The organism is Frankia sp. RB5, assembly GCF_059816245.1.
This window is the reverse complement of record NZ_JCBATA010000131.1, coordinates 1-3,388: the sequence shown is the minus strand read 5'-3', so window position 1 is coordinate 3,388 and position 3,388 is coordinate 1. Positions and strand designations below refer to the sequence as shown.

The following is a 3,388-nucleotide window of genomic DNA, read 5'->3' as shown; positions in this document are numbered from 1 at the left end:
ACGCTGTCCGCCGACCAGCAGCGCGAGCTGCGCAAGCTCGGATCGCTGCACGGCATCGCGTTCGACCGCGAGTTCCTCACCTTCGAGATCGCCGATCACCGCAAGGTCATCGGCGCGACGGTCCAGGTGACCCGGACTGGGACAAACTCAGATGTCAAGGCCTTGGCCCGCCACAACCTACCGACCCTGCGTACCCATCTCAGGTTGGCCCAGCAAGCCCTGACGGAACTTCCACCGACGCACTGACTGGGGCAGCGCTCAGCCGCTGCCACAGTGATGCGCCCTCAGGCGGTGGCGGACGCGAATGCGCCCGCCACCGACCAAAGGCCATGGTCATGCCGAATCCCGGGGAGCCGATCGGCGGGCTCGGCGGCGACGCGGCCGGAGGCTTCGGAGCGCTCTTCGAGCAGGCGCAGAAGATGCAGGCCGCGGTGATCGACGCGCAACGGGAGCTCGCCGAGGCGCGGGTCGAGGGCAGCGCGGGCGGTGGCCTGGTGACCGCGACCGTGAACGGCGGCGGCGAACTGGTCGACCTGAAGCCCACAGAGGGGTCGACCCGGACGACACCGCGACCCTCGCCGACCTGGTGCTGGCCGCGGTGCGTGACGCCACGACGAACACGCACACACTCGCCGAGCAGAAGATGGCGGCGGCCACCGGCGGGCTGGGCGGCATGCTGGGAGGGCTCGGCGGGCCGGGTGAGGTCTGCCAGGGGGCTTCATCAGGTTGAGCGCCATCCTCGCCTGCGGGGCTCGGCACCGGCAACTCGACCGCCAGCCATCCAGGACCAGACCGACTATCAGCTCGTTGCCTCGCTATTATGTCGCGGATTGCTTGGGGGCGGCGCAGCGTATCCCACCTGCGTCAAGGACGCTCCGTCCGCCCACCCACGTTTGCAGGCGGGCCGGTGGGTGGTCTGGTGGGCGGTCCTGTGGGATCGCGGATAGACGTGTAGAGATCGGCGACAGATGGCCACTCACCGTGATGGTTGGCCAGTAGATGGCCAACAGCCCGTGGTGGTTGGCCAGTGGGCGAGCACGCCAGGCCGATGCCGGTCGGAGGCGTTTCTGCCGCGCCGTCACCCGAGGCAGGTCTGGCGCGGGGGATCGCCGATTTCTAGTGAGGACCGCGGGGGGATCGAGTTCGATCTGGTGATAGGTCGGTACGGAACGTGCGATGCTGAGCATCGCTGGTGGCGAGCCGCCGGGATAGTTGGCGAGTCCAGACGTGGAGGCGGTCCCGGTCGTCAGGTGGCCCTGATGCCGCTGTGTGTCTCGCCGCCGCCGGGACTGCCTCCCGCGCAGCCGTGCCGCCCCCGCGCCAGGTTGGCGAGCCGTCGTCCTGTCGAGTAGTTGACAAGTGGATACGAGCAGGTCAGCTCCTCGCCGGCGCAGGAATACGCAGGCCGCGGCCCTGGTTGGGGCGGTCGTGACCTTCGATGACGAGTTGCGCACCCTTCTGGATGGCAAGGTGTTCGTGACCGTGGCGACGCTGAACGCGGACGGCAGTCCGCAGTCCTCGATCGTCTGGGTACAGCGCGACGGCGACCATGTGCTGTTCTCGACCACCGACGGACGTCTCAAGGCCCGCAACCTGGCCGGCGATCCCCGAGTGAGCCTGACTGTGCCCGACCCCGCCAACCCGTACCGCTACTTCGAGATCCGAGGCACCGCCGAACTGAGCGAGGACGAAGACCGGACATTCCAGCAGGCCGTCAGCCACAAGTACCTGTCGCAGGACCCGCCGGCGGATCCGGAGGGTACGGTGCGACTGGTCGTACGGGTCGTGCCGCGGAAGGTCATCAGCTTCGGGGTCTGATCCCACCGCCGCTGCCGTCACCACGTCGCCCGCGGCGGCGGATCCAGAAAGTCGCCAAGTGGGTGCCTCGCCGTAGACCCCCGACTCGCCAACTTCCCGCGATCCCTACAACAGGCTTGGTGAAGTCGGCCCGGGGCGCGGTGTCGGTCTTTCGGCCGATCCGTTTCCCTGGGCCGCTTCCCGAACCCGGCGGGCGCCTTTCAGCGCACCGGGCTCTCCGCAGGTCCCGGAGGGCTACTCGTTCTTCTCATCCCGCGGTCGGCCAGGGGGTGGGAATGACTGCGCCCCGATAGCGATAGCGGGTGGTACCCACTTTCTCGGGGTTGAACAGCATCCTGTCTTCGCTGGCCGGCCATGATCCGACGCGACAGTGGATGCGTCGGATCTCCTTCCAGGTAGATCGCGGGTGTTTGCGATACAGCCATCCCCAGACCCTTTGCCACGTGTAGTGGCTGAGGTAGCCGAAGGCGGCCGATGACACCCCTGGTCGGAAGTAGGCGCACCAGCCCCGCAGCACCGGGTTGAGCCGGAGCAGCAGGGCGTCGAGCGGCTGGTTCGTGCCGACCTGCCGGCACAACGTCTTCACTTTCGCCATCACGGCCTGGAGCGCTTTCTTGGCCGGGTAGGTATAGACGTAGTACCGGTTGGTGCCTCGCTTCCGGCGACGCTGGATGCGCCAGCCGAGAAAGTCGAGGCCCGTCTCGATGTGGGTGATGAGGGTCTTTTCCCGCGACAGGCGCAGACCCATCGTGGACAGCACCCTCTCGATCTCCTCCCGCAGGGCCTCGGCGTCCGCCCTGGTGCCGTAGACCATCAGGCACCAGTCGTCCGCGTACCGGACAAGCCGATAGTTAGGACGACCGTGACGGCGGCGTTTGGCCCGCTCTACTCGACTGATCCCGGGCCCGCCCGGTCCGTGGGCGATGTGCTCGTCCAGGGCCGCGAGAGCCACGTTACTCAGCAACGGAGACAAGATCGACCCCTGGGTACCGGTGTCGTTGTCCCGCAGCACGCCGCCCTCGACGAGGACACCGGCCTTGAGGAACGCCTTCACCAGGACCACGACACGTTTATCCCCGACGCGCCCGCGCACCCGGTCCATCATGGCCGGATGCGAGATCTCGTCGAAGCAGGCTTTGATGTCGCCCTCCACGACCCACTCATACTTCTTGGACGCGTAGAAACGCACCTCGGCCACCGCGTCATGCGCCCGGTGGTTGGGGCGGAACCCGTAGCTACACGGGAAAAAATCCGCCTCGAAGATCGGCTCTAACACCAGCTTCAAGGACGCCTGGACCACCCGGTCCCGGACGGTCGCGATACCCAGACGGCGCAGCTTACCGCTCGTCTAATGCCGGCGAGGGCGATCACGACAGCGACCTTCTGTCAGCCGCCCAAGGCCCAGCGCCCACGACGAACAGCAGAAATGGCCAGGTAGGCGTTTGAGGCGCCCCGAGAATTCCGGGCAGTCGATCTAATAGACTGTGCACGGAATGGAGTGTGTGCCACATGGCTGAACGTCGCAGGAAATTCTCCCCGGAGTTCCGCGAGGAGGCAGTGAAATCGGTGA

3 protein-coding genes and 1 pseudogene are annotated in these 3,388 nt (G+C 66.9%); 3 read left to right on the top strand and 1 reads right to left on the bottom strand.

What is annotated here, in order from left to right:
• The 3 genes and pseudogenes from AC6EXY_RS33045 to AC6EXY_RS33035 form a co-directional block, all read left to right on the top strand.
• Positions 1-246: DUF4142 domain-containing protein (locus tag AC6EXY_RS33045; protein WP_499818995.1), on the top strand; the 246-nt coding region annotated here is incomplete at its 5' end.
• Positions 247-335: 89 nt separating this feature from the next.
• Positions 336-730, top strand: a pseudogene (locus tag AC6EXY_RS33040) (YbaB/EbfC family nucleoid-associated protein).
• A gap of 698 nt (positions 731-1,428) precedes the next feature.
• Entirely contained in the window at positions 1,429-1,818 is a 390-nt protein-coding gene (locus AC6EXY_RS33035) for a PPOX class F420-dependent oxidoreductase (protein ID WP_101833326.1), read from the top strand.
• 247 nt (positions 1,819-2,065) lie between these two features.
• Here AC6EXY_RS33035 and AC6EXY_RS33030 read toward each other — a convergent pair whose 3' ends face one another.
• Positions 2,066-3,154: a reverse transcriptase domain-containing protein gene (locus AC6EXY_RS33030; RefSeq protein ID WP_499818996.1), complete on the bottom strand. Its 1,089-nt coding sequence runs from the start codon at positions 3,152-3,154 to the stop codon at positions 2,066-2,068.
• Positions 3,155-3,388: the final 234 nt, after the last annotated feature.